Origin of the sequence: Pseudooceanicola antarcticus (assembly GCF_900215355.1) — a bacterium.
Classification (GTDB): domain Bacteria; phylum Pseudomonadota; class Alphaproteobacteria; order Rhodobacterales; family Rhodobacteraceae; genus Pseudooceanicola; species Pseudooceanicola antarcticus.
Genome location: NZ_OBEA01000001.1, coordinates 663,172 through 681,241, shown reverse-complemented (window position 1 = coordinate 681,241; position 18,070 = coordinate 663,172). Strand labels below are relative to the sequence as shown.

Annotated in this window: 22 protein-coding genes; 7 read left to right on the top strand and 15 right to left on the bottom strand. The window is 64.9% G+C overall.

All coding sequences use genetic code 11. The features are described 5' to 3' along the window. The first annotated feature begins 16 nt into the window (after positions 1-16). The 6 genes from motA (at position 17) to CRO50_RS03310 (ending at position 7,904) form a co-directional block, all read left to right on the top strand. A complete protein-coding gene (motA, locus tag CRO50_RS03335; RefSeq protein ID WP_097144439.1) occupies positions 17-889 on the top strand; it encodes a flagellar motor stator protein MotA in 873 nt (290 codons plus the stop codon). Beyond that, a complete protein-coding gene (locus CRO50_RS03330) occupies positions 889-3,417 on the top strand; it encodes a hypothetical protein (RefSeq protein ID WP_097144438.1) in 2,529 nt (842 codons plus the stop codon). Before motA ends, CRO50_RS03330 begins: the two co-directional genes overlap by 1 nt. An 88-nt stretch (positions 3,418-3,505) precedes the next feature. Then, on the top strand, positions 3,506-5,590 hold the full coding sequence (gene flhA, locus CRO50_RS03325; protein WP_097144437.1) for a flagellar biosynthesis protein FlhA: 2,085 nt from the start codon (positions 3,506-3,508) through the stop codon (positions 5,588-5,590). After that, on the top strand, positions 5,583-6,347 hold the full coding sequence (locus CRO50_RS03320) for a flagellar biosynthetic protein FliR (protein WP_097144436.1): 765 nt from the start codon (positions 5,583-5,585) through the stop codon (positions 6,345-6,347). Before flhA ends, CRO50_RS03320 begins: the two co-directional genes overlap by 8 nt. Positions 6,348-6,354: 7 nt before the next feature. After that, positions 6,355-7,440, top strand: a complete 1,086-nt coding sequence (locus CRO50_RS03315) for an EscU/YscU/HrcU family type III secretion system export apparatus switch protein (protein ID WP_097144435.1) — start codon at positions 6,355-6,357, stop codon at positions 7,438-7,440. After that, positions 7,440-7,904: a hypothetical protein gene (locus tag CRO50_RS03310; protein WP_143516844.1), complete on the top strand. Its 465-nt coding sequence runs from the start codon at positions 7,440-7,442 to the stop codon at positions 7,902-7,904. Before CRO50_RS03315 ends, CRO50_RS03310 begins: the two co-directional genes overlap by 1 nt. Before the next feature lie 113 nt (positions 7,905-8,017). Here the strand turns inward: CRO50_RS03310 and CRO50_RS03305 are convergent, their stop codons facing one another. The 9 genes from CRO50_RS03305 to CRO50_RS03265 are packed head-to-tail and all read right to left on the bottom strand — an operon-like array spanning position 8,018 to position 12,534. Next, positions 8,018-8,530, bottom strand: coding sequence for a flagellar basal body-associated FliL family protein (locus CRO50_RS03305; RefSeq protein WP_097144433.1), 513 nt, complete (start codon positions 8,528-8,530; stop codon positions 8,018-8,020). Between the two features lie 9 nt (positions 8,531-8,539). Beyond that, positions 8,540-9,268 (bottom strand): flagellar basal body L-ring protein FlgH, encoded by a 729-nt coding sequence (gene flgH / locus CRO50_RS03300; RefSeq protein WP_097144432.1) that lies wholly within the window; start codon positions 9,266-9,268, stop codon positions 8,540-8,542. Beyond that, positions 9,265-9,678: a flagellar basal body P-ring formation chaperone FlgA gene (gene flgA / locus CRO50_RS03295; RefSeq protein ID WP_097144431.1), complete on the bottom strand. Its 414-nt coding sequence runs from the start codon at positions 9,676-9,678 to the stop codon at positions 9,265-9,267. Before flgA ends, flgH begins: the two co-directional genes overlap by 4 nt. Continuing rightward, on the bottom strand, positions 9,678-10,463 hold the full coding sequence (gene flgG / locus CRO50_RS03290; protein ID WP_097144430.1) for a flagellar basal-body rod protein FlgG: 786 nt from the start codon (positions 10,461-10,463) through the stop codon (positions 9,678-9,680). The genes flgA and flgG overlap by 1 nt, the downstream gene beginning before the upstream one ends. Positions 10,464-10,496: 33 nt before the next feature. Further along, entirely contained in the window at positions 10,497-11,204 is a 708-nt protein-coding gene (locus tag CRO50_RS03285; protein ID WP_097144429.1) for a flagellar hook-basal body complex protein, read from the bottom strand. Positions 11,205-11,206: 2 nt separating this feature from the next. After that, positions 11,207-11,473 (bottom strand): flagellar biosynthetic protein FliQ, encoded by a 267-nt coding sequence (locus CRO50_RS03280; protein ID WP_097144428.1) that lies wholly within the window; start codon positions 11,471-11,473, stop codon positions 11,207-11,209. Between the two features lie 3 nt (positions 11,474-11,476). Beyond that, entirely contained in the window at positions 11,477-11,779 is a 303-nt protein-coding gene (gene fliE / locus CRO50_RS03275; RefSeq protein WP_097144427.1) for a flagellar hook-basal body complex protein FliE, read from the bottom strand. 12 nt (positions 11,780-11,791) lie between these two features. Further along, positions 11,792-12,181 (bottom strand): flagellar basal body rod protein FlgC, encoded by a 390-nt coding sequence (gene flgC / locus CRO50_RS03270; RefSeq protein ID WP_097144426.1) that lies wholly within the window; start codon positions 12,179-12,181, stop codon positions 11,792-11,794. 2 nt (positions 12,182-12,183) lie between these two features. Further along, positions 12,184-12,534 carry a FlgB family protein gene (locus CRO50_RS03265; RefSeq protein WP_232617768.1) on the bottom strand — a complete coding sequence of 117 codons (351 nt, stop codon included), beginning with the start codon at positions 12,532-12,534 and terminating at the stop codon, positions 12,184-12,186. Positions 12,535-12,658: 124 nt separating this feature from the next. Between CRO50_RS03265 and CRO50_RS03260 the strand changes: the two genes are divergently transcribed. Next, positions 12,659-14,068, top strand: coding sequence for a FliI/YscN family ATPase (locus CRO50_RS03260; protein ID WP_097144425.1), 1,410 nt, complete (start codon positions 12,659-12,661; stop codon positions 14,066-14,068). Here CRO50_RS03260 and CRO50_RS03255 read toward each other — a convergent pair. The 6 genes from CRO50_RS03255 to CRO50_RS03230 form a co-directional block, all read right to left on the bottom strand. Then, positions 14,065-14,880 (bottom strand): DUF1217 domain-containing protein, encoded by an 816-nt coding sequence (locus CRO50_RS03255; RefSeq protein ID WP_097144424.1) that lies wholly within the window; start codon positions 14,878-14,880, stop codon positions 14,065-14,067. The two genes, CRO50_RS03260 and CRO50_RS03255, sit on opposite strands and share 4 nt — an antisense overlap. Then, positions 14,880-15,284, bottom strand: coding sequence for a flagellar biosynthesis repressor FlbT (flbT, locus tag CRO50_RS03250; protein WP_097144423.1), 405 nt, complete (start codon positions 15,282-15,284; stop codon positions 14,880-14,882). Before flbT ends, CRO50_RS03255 begins: the two co-directional genes overlap by 1 nt. Continuing rightward, a complete protein-coding gene (gene flaF / locus CRO50_RS03245; protein ID WP_097144422.1) occupies positions 15,281-15,661 on the bottom strand; it encodes a flagellar biosynthesis regulator FlaF in 381 nt (126 codons plus the stop codon). Before flaF ends, flbT begins: the two co-directional genes overlap by 4 nt. An 81-nt stretch (positions 15,662-15,742) precedes the next feature. Further along, positions 15,743-17,026 (bottom strand): flagellin N-terminal helical domain-containing protein, encoded by a 1,284-nt coding sequence (locus CRO50_RS03240; protein WP_097144421.1) that lies wholly within the window; start codon positions 17,024-17,026, stop codon positions 15,743-15,745. A gap of 242 nt (positions 17,027-17,268) precedes the next feature. After that, positions 17,269-17,628: a flagellar protein FlgN gene (locus CRO50_RS03235; RefSeq protein WP_097144420.1), complete on the bottom strand. Its 360-nt coding sequence runs from the start codon at positions 17,626-17,628 to the stop codon at positions 17,269-17,271. After that, positions 17,625-17,897, bottom strand: a complete 273-nt coding sequence (locus CRO50_RS03230) for a rod-binding protein (RefSeq protein WP_097144698.1) — start codon at positions 17,895-17,897, stop codon at positions 17,625-17,627. Before CRO50_RS03230 ends, CRO50_RS03235 begins: the two co-directional genes overlap by 4 nt. Positions 17,898-18,070 lie beyond the last annotated feature (173 nt).

Below are 18,070 nucleotides of genomic sequence, written 5' to 3'. Positions count from 1 at the left end.
AATCGGGGCGGCCCAGATGATCGGTTTCGTAGGTATCGGCGTCATTTTCGTGATGGTCTTCGGCGGCTACATCCTGGCTGGCGGCAAGCTTGGTATCATCCTGAAGTCCCTGCCTTTCGAGATGATGATGATCGGCGGTGCCGCGGTCGGTGCCTTCCTGATCTCCAACGACATGGCGGCGGTGAAACATACCGCCAAGGACGTGGGCAAGGTCTTCAAGGGGCCGAAGTGGAAGCACGACGACTACCGCGATCTGCTCTGCCTGCTGTTCGAGCTGATCCGCCTCGCGCGGCAGAACCCCGTCGCCATCGAGGAACATATCGAAGACCCTGAAAACTCGTCCATTTTCTCGAAGTACCCGAAGATTCTCGGCGATGGAGAGGCGATTGCGCTGATCTGCGACACCATGCGTTCGGCCTCGATGAACTACGACGACCCGCACCAGGTGGAAGAGGTGCTGGACAAGCGCATGGAAGCGAACCTGAACCACGCGCAGCATTCCAGCCATGCGCTGCAGACCATGGCCGATGGCCTGCCCGCCCTCGGGATCGTGGCCGCCGTGCTGGGGGTGATCAAGACCATGGCCTCGATCGACCAGCCGCCGGAAGTGCTGGGCAAGATGATCGGCGGCGCGCTGGTCGGCACCTTCCTGGGGGTCTTCCTGGCCTATGGCCTCGTCGGCCCCTTCGCCTCCAAGCTGAAGACCGTGCTGGACGAGGATGGCCATTTCTACCAGCTGATCCGCGAGGTGCTGGTGGCAAACCTGCACAATCACGCGACGAATATCTGTATCGAGGTCGGGCGGCAGAACACGCCCTCGCACTGCCGCCCCAGCTTCTCTGAGCTGGAAGAGGCGCTGAAGGAAGTGAAGAGCAGCGGGGCCGCGTGATGAGATGTCTCCTTGCCCTCCTGCTGCTGATTTCGCCACTGCCCGCCCTCGCGCAAACCGCCCTGGTACGGTCCGGGGATCATGCAGAGTTCACGCGGCTGACCCTGCCGCTGCCGGACGGTGCGGGATTTACCCTGACCGAGGACAGGGGGCAGGCCACGCTCGGCTTCACGGGCCCGCTCGAGGCAATCGATCTCAGCCGCGTCTACGACAGGATCGGACGTAACCGGCTGAGCGATATCACGGTGGAAGAGGGCCCGACGCTGCAACTCTCTCTGGCTTGCGGCTGCCCGATCGAGACGACACTGGCCGCAAGCAACCTGCTCATCATAGATACCCTGGATGGCCCTGCCCTGCCGGACAATGCCCCCGATGTGGCAGAAAACGATCTGGACGCCGCGCCCCCGGCCTCGCCGGAGACCGCCTTCGAGGCTCCCCCGCAGGCGGGCCAGATAGCCGCGCGACCCGCCCCAATCCTGCTGCGTGGACAAGTGCTTAGCCTTGGCCTGCCAAACCTGGATCCTCTGCGCCCAGCCCTGCCCGTGCCGCGCGCAGTTGCGCGCGAAGCCAGCGCGCCGGCTGACGCCCCCCCTGCAGAACCCGGGGTCCCGCCCACGCCACAGCCAGCGACGGCACCTGCCCTGACCCCCGGCCCTGAAGACCGCCCGGCGCAGGCCGAGGACCGGAATACAGATATGTCGCAAGTGCCCGCAGCCGACCTGGCAGCCGACGTCACCTTGCCCCCGGTTCCCCTGCCCGCTCGCACACCGCGCCCACAGGCCGAAGAGCTCGTTTCGGTGATCCCAGGGGTAACCACGCTCAGCCCCGCGGAGGCACAGCTGACCCGCGAGCTGGAACAAAGCCTTCTGGCCGCCATCGGAAATGCCGCGACCGAGGGGCTGCTGACCCCCGGCGCCGGGGCCAACCCGCTGTCGGAAGAGCAACGCCAGATCAGCGAGGCTCATTCCGATGGCACCCATCCCGATCCGGGACTTGCCGCCACCCCCAGCACCTTCCAGTCTGACGAGCCCGACGGCTCTGGCAGGGTCGTTCTGTCGGGCAACCCCTGCGCCCTGAACATGCCCCCCCTTGTCGAGGTCGAACGCCCGGACTTCGTCACCGAGCTGACCGAAAAGCGCGCCCGCCTGAGCGGAGAATTCGACCGCGACGACGTTAGCGCCTATCACGATCTTGCTCATTTCTACCTGATCTACGGCTTTGGCCCCGAAGCCGGCAGCGTTCTTGCCTCAGTGCAGCAACCCCCTCGGGAAGCAGCGGAAATGGGCTCCGTCGCGCGCATCCTGGAATATGGTCACGACCCCGAGCAGAGCCCCTTCACCGGCCGCATGACCTGCGACACCGATGTCGCGCTCTGGGCCGCGCTGGCGCCCAGCCGGATCCCTCCGGGCAGCGACTTCGACGGCGATGCGATCAAGCGCGCCCTCCTGGCCATGCCAAATACGCTGAAAGCCATCGTCGGCCCCCTGCTGGCAGAGCGCTTTTTCGACGCCAGGGAAGAGGACTTCGCCCGCGACATGCTGCGCATCGTTGACCGAAATGTCCCCGGTCTCTCGGAACGGCAGGCGCTCGCGGCGGCGAAACTCGCCAGCAAGGACAGCCCCCCGGACCCCGACGCCTTCCATGACATCATCGCGAAGAACAGTGATGTCTCTCCAGAGGCTCTGCTGCACTTTACCAATGCGGCGCTGGATCATGACCAGTCTGTCGACGCCGAAACCATCGGGCTGCTGGGAAGCTACCGGACGCAGTACCGCGAAACACCCATGGCGGCCCAGTTCGCGCGGGCCGAGATCCTGGCCCATTCCGCCTCCGGCAACTTTCCCGCAGGCTTCGAGCTTTATGACAGTGAAAGCGCCAATCTCATGCCCGAGGTGCGTGAGGAGGTTGTAGACACGCTTGCCCGGGACTTGGCCAGCCATGGCACGGCCCCGGTTTTCACCCGGCTCTACTTTTCTCATGCAACGGAAATTGCAGAGAAATCCGGCGGAGAGGCCATGAATGCCGTGGCCAGGCGGTTGCTCAACCTCGGCCTGCCCGAGGTGGCCGAAAAGGTCCTGGCCGCAGGCGCAGATGGAGAGATCGGTCGTGCCCGGCGACTTCTGCGCGCCCGCGCCGCCCTGGACATGAACCTGCCACGTCGCGCCGAGGCTGAGCTTTCAGGCCTTGAGGGCGAAGACGTCGCCGCGCTGCGTGCCGAGGCTCACCTGGCCACAGCCGATTATGCCGAGGCCGAGGCCCTGTTTACCAAAGCCGGGCAGGCCGAGCGCGCGGCCACCGCTGCCTGGATGGCGCGCAACTGGGACAGCCTGCGCTCTGATGAAGAGGCCACCCGCGCCCGCCTCGCCGATGTGGTGGCAAGTCACGCGGCCCAGCCGATCGAGATCCCTCTCATAGGCCCGCCGACCCTTGCCGCCAGCCGCGAAGCGCTGAGCCAGAGCGGCGAGACCCGCGGCGCCCTGAGGGACCTTCTGTCGACTCTTCAGGTCGATACGGCGCTGGGCCAATAGGCCATTTGCGAAGCCTCAACCATTTTCCGACATAAGACTCGGGCGACGAAGGAAATGGGGCCGCACCCCCAACAGGATTGGGTCCAGAATGGACAACGCCCAGGCACAACCGCTCTTTCAGCCGACTATCCTGTTGGCGCTGGCTCTGATGGCGATCATCGTCATGATGATCCTGCCGGTGCCCGCCTTCGTGTTGGACATTGGCCTGGCCGCCAGTTTCGCATTGGCGATCCTCATCTTCACCGTGACGCTCTTCGTCGAGAAACCCCTTGATTTCTCGGCCTTTCCGACGGTCCTCCTGGCCTCCTTGATGTTGCGGCTGTCGCTGAACATCTCTTCGACCAAGCTGATCATCGGCGAGGGGCACACGGGCACCAATGCCGCGGGCGACGTGATCCAGGGTTTTGCCGATTTCGTCATGTCGGGCTCGGTCTTCCTCGGCCTCGTGGTCTTTGGCGTCTTGCTGATCGTCAACTTCATGGTCATCACCAAGGGTGCCGCCCGCATGGCCGAAGTTGGCGCCCGCTTCGCTCTGGACGGCATGCCGGGCAAGCAGCTGGCCATCGACAGCGACATGTCCGCAGGCGCCATCGACCACATGCAGGCCAGGGAAAGGCGCGAACGCGAACAGCAGGAGACGACCTTCTTCGGCTCGCTCGACGGGGCCTCGAAATTCGTCAAGGGCGATGCGGTGGCCGGGCTGCTGATCACCCTGCTGAACCTGGTTGTCGGGCTCTTGATGGGCGTCATCGTCCACGGCATGCCGCTTGGCGATGCCTTTGAAACCTATGCAATCCTGACGGTCGGCGACGGATTGGTCACGCAAATCCCGGCCGTCATCATTTCCATCGCCTCGGCCCTTCTGCTGGCCCGCGGCGGCGCGATCGGCGCCACCGACCTCGCCCTGATCAGCCAGTTGGGCCGCCACCCCGCGGCGCTGGCGACCGTCGGGGTGCTGATGCTGCTCTTCGGATTGGTGCCGGGAATGCCCTTCCTGCCCTTCGTGCTGGGCGGTCTGGTGCTGGGCGGCGCGGCGATCAGCGTGCGGCGCAAACAGCAGAAGACCCGCGACGAGGATGCGCAATCGCAGTCGGAAGCTCCGCCACAGCACCGAAAATCCCTCGGCGATACGTTGGACCTGGACGATATCCATGTCGAATTTGCCCCCGACCTGGTCCAGATGGTCCTGGACCCGGGCACCGGCCTCGACGCCCGGATCGAGAACATGCGCCTGCATGTGGCCGAAAGCTTCGGCCTGATCCTGCCCGAGATCCGGCTGACCGATGACCCCTCGCTGCCGTCCGGCAGCTACGTGATCCGCATCCAGGGGGTCGAACAGGCCCGCGCGATCCTGCGACCGAACCACGTTCTGGCCCTGACCCAGGGCGAAAACGCCCCTGGTGGCGAGGACGTGAAGGAGCCGGTCTATGGGGCCCCCGCCCGCTGGATCGACGAATCCGCGCAGGACAATGCCGCGCTGTCCGGCCTGACGCTCGTCACCCCGACCGAGGTCCTGGCAACCCACCTGCTGGAGACGATCAAGCGCAATTTCCCACGGCTGCTGACGCTGAAGTCCCTGCGCAGGCTTCTGGAAGAGCTGACAAATCTCTCGGACAGCCGCCGGGCCGAGGCCAATCGCAAGCTGCTGGACGAACTCATTCCCGAGAAGGTGCCGCTGGATCTCCTGCACCAGGTGCTGCGACTGCTGGTCGGAGAGCAGGTCTCGATCCGCAATCTGCCGCTGATCCTCGAGGCGGTCGGCGAATTGCGCGGCCAGAACCAGCAACCAGAGACGATCTGCGAACATGTCCGCCACCGGCTGGGCTTCCAGCTGATTGCCGACCTGAAACGCGAAGACGGGACGGTGCCCCTGATCCAGCTGGCCCCCGAGTGGGAGGACATCTTCAGCACCTACCAGATCGAACGCGACCGCGGCATTGCCGATGTCGCCCTGCCACCGGACATCTTCAATCGGCTGATCGGCAATATTTCCGCAGCGATTTCGGATGCTTCCGATCAAGGTATCTACCCCGCGCTGATCACCTCGACGCTGCGCCGCCGCTTCCTGCGCATGGCGCTTTCGGCGCGCGGCATCCCCAACCCGGTGCTGTCGTTTGAAGAGATCGGCGTCGATGCCCGCCCCGCGCTGATCGCCATGGTGCACGATGAATGAAGCCGCGGCAGAGGCGCTGGCGCTGTTGCGCAGCGAAGGATGGCAAGCACTGCTGATCTTCCTGCGCGTCGGCGCCTTCGCCTCTTTCATGCCCGGCTTCGGAGAGCAATCAGTGCCCCTCCGGGTCAAGCTCATGGCCGCGCTCTGCCTGACCGCCGTGACCTTCGCGGCCCTCCCTTCGCCCCCGCAACCCCCTGCCACAGCAGAGGTTTTCGCGCTCTACATGGGGACAGAGACCGTGGCGGGCCTTGCGCTTGGCATCGGGTTGCGACTCTTCGTGCTGGGACTGCAAACCACGGGCTCGATGATCGCCCAGGCGACCTCGCTCAGCCAGATCCTGGGCCCGCTGGTAATCGAACCGATGCCCGCCATCGGCAATATCTTGGTGATCGGCGGGCTGGCGCTGGCCATGGTCCTGGGCCTGCACGTCCACGCGGTGCTCTATTTGCTGATCTCATACGAGGCGATGCCGGCAGGCCAATGGCCGGCTGCGGCGGATCTCTCGGAATGGGGGTTGGCGCTGGTGACGCGCAGCTTCCGCCTGGCCTATTCCCTGGCCGCCCCCTTCATCATCATCTCGTTGATCTACAACCTCACCCTCGGGGTCATCAACCGGGCCATGCCGCAACTCATGGTCGCCTTCGTCGGCGCGCCGGTCATCACCTTCGGCGGCATGGCGCTGCTCTTCCTGCTGGCAGCGCAGATCCTGGCCACCTGGTCGGAGGCGCTCCTTGCCTTCCTGACCTCTCCGTTCTGAGGGCACCATGGCCGAAACCGAACAGAGCGGCGAAAAACCCCATGAACCGACACAGCGCAAGCTCGAGAAGGCGCGTGAAAAGGGCGAGGTGCCGCGCTCGGCGGACCTGTCGACGGCTGCGGCCTATGGCGGGCTTTGCCTTGCCGGCATAGCCCTTGGCCCCGGCGCGCTGATCTCTCTCGGCGCCGCAATGCAGGTGATGATCGACCAACCGGCGCGGCTGGCACCGCTGGTCTTCGAGGGCGACGCCAGGGCCATCTTCGGCGGCCTGATGCTGGCCGTGATCACCGCCATCCTCCCTTTCTTCCTGGTCCCGGCCGCCGCCGCGCTTGGTGCGGTGATTGCCCAGCAGGCCTTCGTGGTCTCTGGCCAGAAACTGCAGCCGAAAGCCGATCGGATCTCGATTCTGAAGAACGCGAAGAACAAGTTCGGCCGCAATGGGCTCTTTGAATTCTTCAAGAGTTTCATAAAGTTGCTGATCTACTCGACGGTGCTCTTCCTCTTTGTCTCGGCACGCCTGCCCGAGATGGCCAATACGCTGTTCCTTGAGCCGGGCATCGCCGCGGCAAGGCTTATGCGGCTTTGCATAGACTTCCTGGCCATCGTCTTCGTCATCGCCGCCTGCCTCGGCGGGGTCGATTTCCTTTGGCAACGGGCCGAGCATCTTCGGCGTAACCGTATGACCGACAAGGAAATTCGGGACGAGATGAAAGAGAGTGAAGGCGATCCCTACATCAAGCAACAGCGCCGCATGCGGGCGGAACGGATCGCCAAGGCGCAGATGATGGCCGAGGTCCCCAAGGCCGACGTGGTGATCGTCAACCCAAGCCACTACGCCGTGGCGCTGAAGTGGGATCGCAAGCCGGGCACTGCGCCGATCTGCATCGCCAAGGGCGTGGATGAGATCGCCGCCCGCATCCGCGAGCTCGCCGCCGAACACGGGGTACCGCTGCACAGCGACCCGCCGACGGCCCGCCGGCTTCATGCAGAGATCGACATCGGAGAGCAGATCTCTCCGGCGGATTACCGCGCCGTCGCCGCGGCCATCCGCTTTGCAGACGACATGCGGCGCAGAGCGAAAGGAAGGGTCTGATGAGCAGAGCGCCAAGAAGCGAACGGGTCGAACCTGTTGCAAAGGCGACGGAAATGGTCTTCGAGGCCGAGCTGATGCAGCTCCGTCGCGTCGCCGCGCGGGAACGCCAGCTGCGGCTCTCGCTGGAGGCGCTGGAGCGACGTGCCTCGGAACGCTTCCTGCAATCCGTCGACAAGGCGGAGGGAGAGGACCTGGCCTATGCCGAGGGTCAGGACCGGGCCTGGCGCGACTGGATCTCGGTCCGGCGGAGCAATCTTCAGGCCGAGCTGGCGACCATCCTGGCCGAGAAGTCCGACCGCATGGCCGCCCTGTCGCAGAGCCTTGGCCGCAAGGATATCGCCGGACGCATGCACCGCTCCAGCCTCTCGGAGGAGCGCCGCGCGGCGCTGGCCCGTGACCTGGCGAACCTGCAGGAGCTGGCCGTGCTGCTGAATGGCGGCAAGAGGAAGCCCCCGCTGCAATGACGACAAGACACCGAAATCCCGTGCGAATTCCGCCCCGCAGAGAGGCTGCGGTGCGGAACTTGCACGGCCAGGGATTCCGATCCGGAGGGCTTGGGTCTGGCCTGAAGCCCGGGTCAGGCGTCCTGGCGCGCGATATCGGTGATCAGCACATCCGAGACCATGGGCCCCAGCACCTTCTTCGCCACGTTCAGCAGCCCCGAACGCAGCACGTCCAGATTGTTTGAATTTGTAAAGGCTCCCTGGAAGCCGCCAACATTGGCATGGTCGAACATCACCTGCAGGAAAGCGTCGCGCAGCTTCGGCTCACGGGCATAGACCTGTTGCTGGCCGCCGATATCGACCTCGAGGCTGATCGACATCACCACCAGCGCGCCGATCTTCTCATCGGTGACCACGGGGATGATGAACTGGTTGTTCATCTTCACGTATTCCCGCTCGACCGGCTCGGCGTCTTCCTCTGGCGGATGCGCCTCCTCGGAGGCATGCCCGGCATCGGCCACGGCGGTGCCGTCGCCACAGGGGTCGATCGAGACCATGTCCTGCGGCGCGGGGCGCAGCATCAGGCCGGCGCCGGCACCGCCGCCGATGCCCAGCACGATCAGGAGAATTGGAAGCAGTTTCTTCATCACCGGACCTCAGAAGGGCAGCACGCGGTCCAGCACCTGCTGGCCGATGCGCGGTTGCTGCATGTCGCTGATCTGACCACGGCCGCCATAGCTGACACGGGCCGAGGCGATCTTGTCATAGGTGATCTCGTTCTGTCGCGAGATATCCTCTGGCCGGACATAGCCGGACACCAGAAGCTCGCGCAGTTCAAAGTTCACCCGGACCTCCTGGTTGCCAGAGATCGCCAGCACCCCGTTGGGGAGCACATCGACCACGGTCGCCGCCACGCGCAGGGTCAGCTGTTCGTTCCGGCTGACCGAGCCATCGCCCGATGCCGAAGAGGAGCTGTCGATGGAGACCGCCGAATCGAGCGTTGCATCGTTCTGCAGGATACGGTTGATCCGTTGCGGAATTCCAAAGAGCTGCGGCACCGCGAGACTGTCCGAACCACTGCGTGAACGATCGGAGGAATTGGAGATCGCGGCGCTTTCGTCGATCTCGATCACCACGGTGAGGATATCGCCCTCGTTCATCGCACGCCGATCTCCCAGCAGCGAGCGCCGGCCACCACGCCAGAGCGAGCTTTCAGGAGCTTCGGCGGCATAGGGCAGCGTCGCGCCCTTCTCTGATCCGTGCATCATGGCGCGGTATTCCGGCGTATGGACATCGGGAGAGAACTTCGGCGGCTCGCCGAGGTGGGCCCGGTCGATACAGCCGGAGAGGCCAAGGATGGCCAGGATCAGGGCGGCGCGCTTCATTGGACCTTCACACTTCCGTCTGGTTGGATGATTCCGCTGATCGTGCTGCGCGAAGACAGGTTCATCACGCGCAGCTGCTCTCCTTCGCCACCCCGCCCCAGGGCGCGCCCCTCGGCCGTGATCACGAGCCCGCCGTGGTCGTAGATCAGCGTCACGATGGCATTGCGCTCGACCAGCGCGGGGGGGCCGATATCGCCGGGCCGAATGGGCCGACCGATGTAGATCGCCACGCGGGTCTCCATCCCGACGAGCCCCTTGTCGGAGCTGAGCGCACCGGCCACGGAGATATCCCGGATCGAGAAATCCTGAGCCGTCAGAATGGTTTGCGCCCGCAGGTTCCGCGCGGCCACGACTGTCTCGGCCTCTGCCAGCAGCGGCCAGACCAGCGGTATGAGCGCCAGCAGCCGCATCAGCGCACCTGGGCCGTGGCGCCCAGCATCTGGTCGGCGGCCGAGATCACCTTGGCGTTCAACTCGTATCCCCGCTGCGCCTCGATCAGCTCGGTCACTTCGCGGACGGGATCGACGGAGCTGTCCTCGAGATAGCCCTGGCGCAGGGTGCCCAGCCCGTCGAGGCCGGGGGTGGTCACGATGGCCGCGCCAGAGGCCTCGGTCTCGACGAAAAGGTTCGAGCCGATGGCCTCCAACCCCTTGGGATTGGCGAACCCGGCCAGCGAGAACTGACCCAGGAGCTGCGCCTGGGCGCTGTCGGCGAAATAGGCGTAGACCTCGCCATCGGCATTGATCGAGATCGAGCGGGCGTCGTCGGGGATGGTGATATCGGGGGCGACCGGGAAGCCGTCGGAGGTGACGATCAACCCGTCGCCGGTGCGTTTCAGCCCGCCGTCGCGGGTATAGGCGGCCTGGCCGTTCGGCAGCGTGACCTCCAGGTAGCCCCGCCCCTCGATGGCCAGGTCCAGGTCGCCGCCGGTCTGACCCAGGGAGCCCTGCGCCAGCTGCATGGTCACCGCCGTCGGACGCACGCCGAGGCCAAGCTGGATACCCGTCGGCAGGACCGTGCCATCAGAGGCATTGACCGTGCCGGCGCGGGCATATTGCTGGTAGTGCAGGTCGGCGAACTCGGCGCGGCGGGCGTTGTAGCCCGTGGTCGACATGTTGGCGAGGTTGTTCGAGATGGTCTCGACCCGCATCTGCTGGGCGGCCATCCCGGTGGCGGCAATCTTCAGCGCTCTCATGTTCGGCTCCTTTCCCTGTCTCGACAGGGGCTATCAGGCGAGGGTTTTCAGCAGGTTGCGTATCCGGTCGTCTTCCCGTTCCAGGAAGCTCTGACCTAGCTCATAGGCCCGTTGCACGGTGATCATCCGCGAGATTTCGGCCACGGGGCTGACATTGGAGGCCTCGAGGAAGCCCTGCACGACGCGGGGATTTTCCACCGGATCGAAGCCCGCCTCAGCCAGGAACATGGTGCCGCCCTGGCGCTGCATCTCATCGGGCGCGACGGGCATGACGACGCCGATCTGTCCGATGGGGGCGCCATCGGCAGAGATCGTGCCATCGGCGGCCACCCCGATCTGGGTCGCGGGCGGAATGAAGAGCGGCGCGCCGCCGGCATCCAGCACCGGGTAGCCATCATTGGTCACCAGATCGCCCGCATTCGAGGTTGCAAAGCTGCCCGCGCGGGTCAGCCGCTCGCCCTGCGGCGTCTGGACGAGGAAGAAACCGTCGCCCTCGATGGCAAAGTCCAGTTCTCCGCCCGTCGGGCCAAGTGTGCCCTGTGCATAGGAAATCCAGCGGATATTGCCCTGGGCCATCGACAGGGAGGGCCCGTCTTCCACCCCCTGCACATATTCGGAAAAGATCATCTCTTCGGTGCGGTAGCCGGTGGTCGAGGCATTGGCGATGTTGTTGGCGATCACGTCCATCTCGCGGGCAAGGCCCGAGAGGCGGGTCAGGGTCGTATAGCCGGTGCTTTCCATGGTCAGCCTCCGATGATCAGCGGGATGAGGTGGTTCTGAAAGAAGGCCACCAGGGTGCGGGACATGAAGCTCATCGACAGCCAGAAGACGACGACGATGGCACCGAGTTTCGGCACGAAGGTCAGCGTCATTTCCTGGATGGAGGTCAGGGCCTGGAACAGCCCGACCACCAGCCCCGTGACCAGCGCCACTGCAAGGATCGGTGTCGCGGTGATCACCGCCACCCAAAGCCCCTGCCTGAGGGCATCGAAGAACTGCGCTTCAGTCACGGATCAGACCGGCATCCGCAGGATTTCCTGGTAGGCTTCGACGACCTTGTCCCGCACGGTCACCGCGGCTTCGACCGCCAGCTCGGTCTGCGCCAGCGCCTGGACCAGGGTGGTGCTGTCGGCCCGGCCCGCCATGGCGGCCTTCGCGGTCTCTTCGCCGCTGCGGAAGGTCTCGGCGAAGTCGGAGGTGACCTCGCCGAGGGTTTCGCCAAGCCCCTTGCCGGGGGTTTCCTGACCCGGCACCGGCTGCATCGCCGGTCGGGCAGCCGCGTATTTCTGCGCGGCGTTCAATGCACGAATGTCCATTCTGGACCTCCTTTATCGACGTAGCAGTTCAAGCAGTCCGGCGGACATCTGCCGGGCCTGATCGAAGATCTTGAGGTTCGCCTCGTAGCTGCGCTGCGCTTCGCGCGCGTCGGCAATCTCGACCACCAGATCGACATTCGATCCATCGTAGTGGCCGCTGTCATCGGCGAGGGGATGGTTCGGGTCGTAGATGCGCACCGGATCGCTTCGATCCAGCTGCACCCGGCCCGTTCGGACCCCGCCAATCTCTCCGGCACCAGCAACGTCCTTGAAGGAGACGGTTTTTCGCCGGTAGCCGGGGGTATCTGTATTGGCGATATTTTCGGAAGTATGGCGCAGGCGCTGCGCCTGGGCCCTGAGGCCGCTGGCCGAAATCTCGAGAGAGGCAGACAGGTCACCCATGCTCACCTCCGTCCGATGGCGGTGCGCATCATCTTCAGGCCCGAGCGATAGATCGCCAGCGCCTGATCATGTTGCTTCTTCACCGCGACCGCCTTGAGCATCTCGAGCTCGACCGAGACGGAATTGCCATTGGGTTCACCAGAACCTGCGTGATCTTCCTGCACGATCCGCGCCGCGACACCGTCAGAGCCGTTCAAATGGCGCAGGCGGGTCTTTCGCAGCCCGATTCCAGGCGCCCCTCCCTCTACCAGTTCGGCAAAAGGGATCACGTCACGCGCCCTGAAACCGGGCGTATCGGAATTGGCCGTATTCTGGGCCACGACCGCCTGCCGCATCTCTGCGTGGCGCGTCATGGCATCGGCCATCCTGAATACCTCTATGGACTCGAACACCGGGGCTTCTCCCTCGATTGGCTTCAATCAAGGCTTAACCCCGATTCCTTTAGAAATGGTTCGCAGCAAATGAAGGATCAGGACGATGTCACAGAAGGTGCTGCAGGGGGTCCGGGCCGAGATCGGCAATCTCTCGGCGATCCGCCATGTCGGGCGGATCGAGCGGGTGGATGCCGAGGTTCTGACCGTCACCGGGCTGGGCCGCTACGCGCGCCTGGGCGATATTCTGAAGGTGACACGGGGGGATGGCTCGGTCCTGCATGGGGAGGTCGTGCAGCTGCAGCGCGACACGCTGACCCTCATGCCCGACCAACGGACCGAGGGGGTCTCGCTCGGGGACCGGGTGGTGCTGCGCGGGCCGCTGCGAATCGCCCCGGATGACGGCTGGATCGGGCGGGTGATCGACCCGCACGGGCAGCCCCTGGACGACAAGCCGATCCTGCCGGGGCGGGTGGCGCGTGGCCTGCGCGGTGATCCGCCCCCCCCGGCCAAGCGGCGCGCCCTTGGTGCCCGGCTCGAGACCGCGACGACGGTGCTGAACACGCTTCTGCCCATCGTCGAAGGGCAGCGGATCGGGCTCTTTGCCGGCTCGGGCGTGGGGAAGTCCCGGCTGATGGGGCATCTCGCCGCGCGGATGCAGGCCGATGTCGCCGTCATCGCCCTGGTCGGCGAACGCGGGCGCGAGTTGCGGGAGTTTACCGACAAGGTACTGGGGCCCGAGGGGATGAAACGCGCGGTCGTCGTGGCCGCGACCTCGGACCGTTCCGCGTTGGTGCGCCGCCGTTGCGCCTGGACGGCCATGGCCGTGGCCGAACACTTCCGCGACCAGGGTAAGCATGTGCTTTTCCTGGCAGATTCCATCACCCGCTTCGCCGAGGCGCATCGAGAGGTGGCGGTGGCGAGCGGTGAGCTGCCCGCCTTGCGGGGCTATCCGCCTTCGACCGCCTACCAGATCATGCAGCTCTGCGAACGGGCCGGACCCGGAGCCGACCCTTCGGGGACGATCACCGCCGTGCTCTCGGTCCTCGTGGCCGGGTCCGACATGGAGGAGCCGGTGGCCGATATTCTTCGCGGCGTGCTCGACGGGCATATCGTGATGGACCGCCAGATCGCCGAACGCGGGCGCTATCCGGCGATTGATCTTCTGCGCTCGGTCTCGCGGTCCCTGCCCGAAGCCGCCACCGAGGAAGAGAACAAGATGATCGCGGAGGCGCGACACTTGCTGTCGGCCTATGCGCGGTCCGAGATGATGATCCAGGCCGGGCTCTACGTGCAGGGCAGTGATCCGGTTCTGGACCAGGCGATCCGGGCATGGCCTGACCTGGATACCTTCCTGGCCGAGGATGAAGAGAATGGAATTACCAATTCCTTCAATCGTTTGCAGCTGATCCTGCGACGCTCCGCAGCGGCGGCGAGGTCAGTATCCACGCCGAAGTCCCGGCGGGACGCGCGACCGGCACCCAAGGGATTGCCGAATGGCACCGGTCGGGGCTAGCGCTCTCTCAGGCTGTCGAGGAAGGAAACCGCCCCGGCCAGAAGCGTCTGGGCGATCAGCCCGGAGCTGGCCACGGTGATATCCTGCAACTGGTCGCGGAGCATGTAGCTGCGCACCAGTTTCTCCTGCAGCTCTGTATCACCGAAATCCGCCGGGTCATCGGTGCCAAGGATCTGCTCGGAGCGATCCTTGAAGACCTCGAGCTGCTGGTCCAGGTCGATCTGCCCGAAGCTGGCGGGCAGGCCGAAGGCGGTCTGGAACACTTCGCGCAACGGCGGATTGCCCATGATGCGGAACCACTTGGTGTCCGTGCCGCTTTCCGAACCGGCGATCTCGCCCAGCGCCCGTTGCGCGTTGAGGGCGAAACGCATGGTCTCGTCCTGATCGCCAACCGCGATCTCGAACTCCTGGCGACGGAATTGCTCGGCGATCTCGGCGCCGAAGGTCGAGATCTTGGTCGAGGGCGTGCCCCGGTCAAATCCGAAGGCCTCGGCGAACTCGCGGTAGCGTTCATCCGAAATCCGCAGCGCCAAGGCGTCTTCCTCAAGCGTGCCCTCTTCCAGCACCTTCTGGATGAAGTAGCGGTTGTTGATGTCATCGCCGAGGCCGAAAGCCCCCAGGGCCACCCGCAGCAACCGCCTGTCCGACACCAGGTCTTCGGGCGTGTCAACATTGCCGATATTGGCCTCGAAGTACTCGGTATCGCGGGTGATGAGGGGGGACTTGTCGAAGGTCTCGCGCTGCGCCTCGTAGGTTCGTTCCAGGAAGGCCCAACCGGCATAGCCGGTATAGGGCAGGACGGGGGTGAACATCAGTGCGGCCTCGCGTTCAGCAGGCGTTCCTCGCGCGGCAGAAGGCCGCGCAGCGCCTTGAGACATTGGTAATACTGGTCGTTCAGCACAGCCTCCGTCGCCTGCGAGAGCAACTTGCGACTGTCCGGATCGGTCAGGATCTGGCTCAGCTCCTCGATCCGGCGCAGCAGGGGAAGGCGGGTCTCTTCCGCCGAGGCATCGCCGGTCAGCACCAGCTGGGCGGCGTAGCAGACCCGGCGCACCGGCGTGGTCGCTTCTTCCGGGTGGATCGCGTCGCGCAGACGCAGGATATTGACGTTGGGCGTGACGATGGAGAGGCGCGACCGGCGGTCGCCGTTCTCGATCACCGCGCCGTTGATCAGCACGCGCTCCTTCGGGGAGAGCTTCAGGACAAGACCGCTCATTTCGGGGGCCCTCCGGCGCGCAAGCCGCGCATGATCGCGGTATTGACCTCGATCAGAGGGGTCAGCGCCGCCTTGTCGTTCAACACCTTGCGACTGTGAGAGAAGGTGAATTCCGCAAGATAGAAGATCTGGGCCCGCAGCTGCTGCGGCAGCGTATTGCCCTCTCCGGCGACATCGGCGGCGAGGATGGTCCAGAGTTGGCGGTTGTCATGCACCGCGCGTACGATCTCGGGGAATTGCAGTTTCGGGTCCTTGCGCGCGGCGGCGACTAGCCGGTGCGTGATGCGCGCGAAGACTTCGTACTCGACCCCGCGTGGGGTTCTGGTCGAGGAGGAGGCCTGCCCGTAGGCGCGCAGAGCTTGGGAATGAGCAGTCACTTCGTAACCTTCCAGTCAGAGGGATTTCTTCCGGCGAAGTTGCCCAGGGGCGCGTCAACGCGCCCCTGAACTCGCGTTCCCTTAACGGAAGAGCGACAGCAGGGTCTGCGGTGCCTGGTTGGCGATGGACATCGCCTGAACCGCCAGCTGCTGCTGGACCTGAAGCGCCTGCAGGCGGGCAGACGCCTCTTCCATGTTGGCGTCGACCAGGGTGCCGATACCGGACTTCAGGCTGTCGACCAGGGTCGAGATGAACTCCGACTGGGTTTCGATCCGGCCCTGGACAGAGCCGAAGGAGGCCGCGGCGTCGATCGAGGTCTGGATCAGGTCCTCGATATCCGAAAGCGCGTTCTCGACACCGGTGTCGGTGGTCACGTCGATGTTGGCGACTTCTTCAAGGCCACCACCGATGGTGGTGTCGGCGGCCGCGTATTCGGAAACCGCGACCGAGAAGTTGTTGCCGGTGGTCGTGTCACCGGTGAAGGTGATCGTGCCCGCGGTGGCGTCGAAGGTCGCCGCAACGGTGCCGACATCATCACCCATGGCTTCGGCGACGTACTTGTTGAACGCCTTCGCCAGGCCTTTGACCACGTCACCTTCGGTGTCACCATCGCGTGCGACGTACTTGATGTCGGTGATGGCCGCGGTGTTGACGCCCGTGGCATAGGCTCCGGCACCGGCAGAGACCGCGATGCTGAAGCCTGCGCCCGCCTCGACCGCATCGACGGTCACGGTGGTGGTCGGCGCGGTCGCGGCGCCGGTCAGGGCCGTCGCGGTCGAGTCGGCGGTACCCGTAAGGTTGTTGGACGCCGCAGCGATGGCAGTGCCCGTGATGTCCGAGGCATCGGTGCCGAGGTCCTGCTTGCCGACAGCGATCTGGCTGACGGTCACGCCGGTCGAGGAGCGGTCAAGCGAGGCCAGCACGTTGACGGTGCCGGAGCCCGCTTCGGCTTCCTTGTTCGACAGCAGGTTCAGACCGTTGAACTGCGCGGCGGAAACCGTGGCGCCGATCTGGTCGGAGAGCGCGTCGATATCCGTCTGGATCTTCTCGCGGTCGACGTTCTCTTCCTGGGCCGCGACGATCTTCTGCTTCATCTGGGTCAGCAGGTCGTTCACGGTTTCGGAGGCCGAACGCGCCACGGCGACGGTGGATTCCCCCAGGCCCAGGGATTCCGAGATCCCCTTGAAGCCCGCGACGTCCGATTCCATCACTTTCGAGATGGCCCAGACGGCGGAGTTGTCCTTGGCGCTGGCGACCTTCTTGCCGGTCGAGATATTGCCCTGAACGTCGGTCAGATCCTTGTTGACCATGCTCAGGGTCTGCAGGGCGACCATCGCGCTGGTATTCGTCAGAATGCTGGACATGCATTGTTCCTTTGGTCGTTGGGCGCTTTACGCCCGTTAAACATCCCGCCCCCCACGGGACGGATCGAATGTCGTTCTGACGCGTACAGGCCGCGGGCTTTTCCCGATCCTGTGCCATCCATGCGGATGCGAGGGGAACATTGACCTCCAGGTGCTAATGGAATGCTAAATGACGGGTATCCATTCCCCGGCATTTGAGGCAAATCCGGATGCATGCCGTCCTTGCCCAGATGCGCGAGGGCTCAGGCGCGTTTCTCCAGCTTGTTGTCATGCTGGCGGACCAGCGCGGACTTGCGCCCCTGGCTGTCGTAGGTCTCCAGCGTGCGGCGGATCTTGCGCAGGGTCGAGAAGCGGTTGGCCACGGTCCGGATGCCCCGCAGGGCGCCATCCAGCAGGGCCTGGTTGCGCTGCGCCTTGCCGCGCAGGGGCTGCAGCTCGGCCGTCTCCAGCCCTTCCAGCCCGTTCAGCCGGTCGATCAGCCCCTCCTTCTGCTCGAGCAGTTCCGGCAGCGTCTGCAGCTGCCCGGCCAGCAGCGCATCGCGCTCTTTCTCCAGCAGAAGATCAAGCTCGTCGATCAGCTTCTGATGCGGGTCCTTGGTCATTTCCGTCTCTCCAGTAGTGAGTTGTACAGTGATTCCGCCAAGCCGATTCCCCCCGCATCCACCAAGGCTTCGGCCTGTTCCTGGCGCAGGAACGAGGCAAACTGGTCCTCGCCCGGACCGCCTCCGAACCCCTCCGGCGTCGCCCCCAATCCGGCGGATTTCAGCATTTCCGCCAGGAAGTTGGCCTCCAGCGCGCGGGCAGCGTCCCAGAGCTGGGCATCGCGTTGCGGCGGGGCAGGCAGGGGATGGGAGGGAATCGGATCGGCCATCCGGACAGTCTCCAATTTGAACCAGTTTCCGGAAAAATGGCCGCAGCGGGTAAAGATGCGGTAACCGGCCTTGAGTCAGGATGCGGGCAACGGAAGAAGTCCGGAGAGATTGACATGATCCCGCAGCTGCCCATGGCCAAGCCGCCTGTCCCGACCACCGCCTCCGCGCCGCG

Excerpts from the sequence above, each read along its gene's own strand:
- flgC (WP_097144426.1), bottom strand. The coding sequence starts at position 12,181 with ATGGGTGACCTGTCTGCCTCTCTCGAGATTTCGGCCAGCGGCCTCAGG.
- CRO50_RS03235 (WP_097144420.1), bottom strand. The coding sequence starts at position 17,628 with ATGACCAAGGACCCGCATCAGAAGCTGATCGACGAGCTTGATCTTCTG.
- CRO50_RS03330 (WP_097144438.1), top strand. The coding sequence starts at position 889 with ATGAGATGTCTCCTTGCCCTCCTGCTGCTGATTTCGCCACTGCCCGCC.
- CRO50_RS03230 (WP_097144698.1), bottom strand. The coding sequence starts at position 17,897 with ATGGCCGATCCGATTCCCTCCCATCCCCTGCCTGCCCCGCCGCAACGC.
- CRO50_RS03260 (WP_097144425.1), top strand. The coding sequence starts at position 12,659 with ATGTCACAGAAGGTGCTGCAGGGGGTCCGGGCCGAGATCGGCAATCTC.
- CRO50_RS03320 (WP_097144436.1), top strand. The coding sequence starts at position 5,583 with ATGAATGAAGCCGCGGCAGAGGCGCTGGCGCTGTTGCGCAGCGAAGGA.
- CRO50_RS03310 (WP_143516844.1), top strand. The coding sequence starts at position 7,440 with ATGAGCAGAGCGCCAAGAAGCGAACGGGTCGAACCTGTTGCAAAGGCG.
- fliE (WP_097144427.1), bottom strand. The coding sequence starts at position 11,779 with ATGGACATTCGTGCATTGAACGCCGCGCAGAAATACGCGGCTGCCCGA.
- CRO50_RS03315 (WP_097144435.1), top strand. The coding sequence starts at position 6,355 with ATGGCCGAAACCGAACAGAGCGGCGAAAAACCCCATGAACCGACACAG.
- CRO50_RS03255 (WP_097144424.1), bottom strand. The coding sequence starts at position 14,880 with ATGTTCACCCCCGTCCTGCCCTATACCGGCTATGCCGGTTGGGCCTTC.
- flgA (WP_097144431.1), bottom strand. The coding sequence starts at position 9,678 with ATGCGGCTGCTGGCGCTCATACCGCTGGTCTGGCCGCTGCTGGCAGAG.
- CRO50_RS03265 (WP_232617768.1), bottom strand. The coding sequence starts at position 12,534 with ATGACGCGCCACGCAGAGATGCGGCAGGCGGTCGTGGCCCAGAATACG.
- flgH (WP_097144432.1), bottom strand. The coding sequence starts at position 9,268 with ATGAAGCGCGCCGCCCTGATCCTGGCCATCCTTGGCCTCTCCGGCTGT.
- flgG (WP_097144430.1), bottom strand. The coding sequence starts at position 10,463 with ATGAGAGCGCTGAAGATTGCCGCCACCGGGATGGCCGCCCAGCAGATG.
- flbT (WP_097144423.1), bottom strand. The coding sequence starts at position 15,284 with ATGAGCGGTCTTGTCCTGAAGCTCTCCCCGAAGGAGCGCGTGCTGATC.
- CRO50_RS03285 (WP_097144429.1), bottom strand. The coding sequence starts at position 11,204 with ATGGAAAGCACCGGCTATACGACCCTGACCCGCCTCTCGGGCCTTGCC.
- CRO50_RS03240 (WP_097144421.1), bottom strand. The coding sequence starts at position 17,026 with ATGTCCAGCATTCTGACGAATACCAGCGCGATGGTCGCCCTGCAGACC.
- motA (WP_097144439.1), top strand. The coding sequence starts at position 17 with ATGATCGGTTTCGTAGGTATCGGCGTCATTTTCGTGATGGTCTTCGGC.
- CRO50_RS03305 (WP_097144433.1), bottom strand. The coding sequence starts at position 8,530 with ATGAAGAAACTGCTTCCAATTCTCCTGATCGTGCTGGGCATCGGCGGC.
- flhA (WP_097144437.1), top strand. The coding sequence starts at position 3,506 with ATGGACAACGCCCAGGCACAACCGCTCTTTCAGCCGACTATCCTGTTG.